The sequence below is a fragment of the Cellulomonas bogoriensis 69B4 = DSM 16987 genome, assembly GCF_000767165.1.
Taxonomy (GTDB): domain Bacteria; phylum Actinomycetota; class Actinomycetes; order Actinomycetales; family Cellulomonadaceae; genus Actinotalea; species Actinotalea bogoriensis.
In genome coordinates this window covers 1-1,182 of the sequence record NZ_AXCZ01000340.1, presented here as the reverse complement: position 1 = coordinate 1,182, position 1,182 = coordinate 1, and the positions used below count along the sequence as shown (strand labels likewise).

The following is a 1,182-nucleotide window of genomic DNA, read 5'->3' as shown; positions in this document are numbered from 1 at the left end:
CCGCCCGCGCCCACGCCCGTGAGGTGCGCGCGCACGCCGCGTCCGGGCAGCACGCGCTCACGGCCCTGCTGCCCCTGCTCGACGACGTCCGCACCGCTGTCACCGGTGAGGGCGCGGCCCGCGACCAGCTGCTCGCGACGGCCAGGGTCTCGGCGGTCGCGTCCGCAGCCCAGGTCCCCGTCGCCGACGGGGTGCGCGCCACCTACTACACGCTGTCGACCGACGCCGACGGGTGGCGGGTGCTGGGCGACCCGCGCACCCGCGGTCGGGGAGGTGACCTCGTCGGCCAGGTCTCGGAGAAGGACGAGCCCGAGCACCCCGTGTGGGACGCCTTGGATTCCCGTGACAGCGACTCCAGCGTCTACAGCGACCCCGAGCGTGGCCCCGGGCTGGACTGGTCCGCGCTCCCCTTCGGCACGGTCGTGACCGTGCCGGTGCGTGACGGGTCGACGGTGTTCGGGGTGCTGGTCGTGGACGCCCCCAGGCCCGGCTCCCTGACGGAGACCGACCGGTTGGCTGTGGTCGCCGCCGCGCGGGCCATGTCGGTGCTGCTGTCGCTCACCGGCCCCGCACCCACGCCGAGCCCCCGTCCGACCGCGTCGACGTCCGCCGCCCGCAGCACCACCCGGGCGACCACGGCACGTGCGACGACCACGCGGGGTGCGGCCAAGAAACCCACCGCTGAGACGACGAGCTGACCGGAGGCACCGATGAGCGCACCGATGCAGGCCGCTGAGGCCCAGGCCGTCCGCCGGACGGAGGCCACGATCCGGGCGTTGCGTGAGGACTCCGCACGCCGGGTCGCGTACGACCGCACCCGCCCCGACCCGCCCCGCCGCAAGAGCCGGCGCTCCGAGGACGGTGAGAGCACCGGCACCGAGAGCACGGGCGCGCAGACCGGCACGCGCAAGACGAAGGAACCGAAGCCGCCGAAGCCACCGAAGGAGCCGAAGGAGCCGAAGGCCGCCAAGCCGCCCAAGGCACCCAAGGCACCCAAGGCAGCCGAGGCGCCTCAGGAGCCCACGTCCGAGGCCACGCGGACCCGCCGTCTGGGACGTCCCTTCGGGCGGAAGAAGACCGAGGACGCGCCCCCCGCGACCGAACCGGCCACGCCTGCACCCGCCCCCGGGCCTCCGGCTGCGGAGCCGACCTCAGCGACGCCCACGGCCGCCAAGCCCACGG

1 protein-coding gene and 1 pseudogene are annotated in these 1,182 nt (G+C 75.6%); both read left to right on the top strand.

Annotated features, from left to right (window positions below; all coding sequences use genetic code 11):
• Positions 1 to 698, top strand: a 698-nt coding sequence (locus N869_RS15220) for a GAF domain-containing protein (protein WP_198026110.1), incomplete at its 5' end; no start/stop codon positions are given.
• A gap of 12 nt (positions 699 to 710) precedes the next feature.
• Positions 711 to 1,182, top strand: a pseudogene (locus tag N869_RS15215) (hypothetical protein); the annotation flags it as partial.